Raw genomic sequence first — 463 nt, 5'->3', positions numbered from 1 at the left:
TGTCTGGGATGACCACGGCCGCGTCACCCTGCTCAACGTCGATGGCAGCCAGGAAGTCTATGTGCATGACCCGCGCGCACGGCTGGTGCAGCGGGTTGACCCGGACGGCGGCGAGCATTTCAAGTCTTACGACGCACAGGGCCGGCTGACGGTTGAGCAGGATCCCCTCGGCGCGATTACGGCCTATCAGTACGACGAGGCTGGGCGCTTGGTGGCGCTGTTTCCGGGGGAGGACGAGCCTACCGCCTACGAGTATGAGCATGGCTTCGTACGGGTCATGCGCCGGGGTGCGGCGGTCTGGAAGTACCAGCGTAATGATCAGGGCGATATCACACGCCAGACTGATCCTGATGGCAACGTTACTGAGTACAGCTATGACAAGCGCGGGCAGCTTTTAGCGGTTTGGTATCCGGATCACAGCTGTCAGCGCCTGACCTGGAATGACCTTGGGCAGTTGGTGGGG

1 protein-coding gene is annotated in these 463 nt (G+C 61.8%); it reads left to right on the top strand.

Annotated elements, in window-relative coordinates:
* A partial coding sequence (locus BHC62_RS03895) for an RHS repeat protein (protein ID WP_143007480.1) occupies positions 1–463 on the top strand: 463 nt, incomplete at both ends.

Source organism: Pseudomonas sp. 06C 126 (genome assembly GCF_001855215.1).
In the GTDB taxonomy this organism is placed as follows: domain Bacteria; phylum Pseudomonadota; class Gammaproteobacteria; order Pseudomonadales; family Pseudomonadaceae; genus Aquipseudomonas; species Aquipseudomonas proteolytica.
Note: the sequence above shows the minus strand (reverse complement) of the source record. Positions and strands in the feature narration are given on the sequence as shown.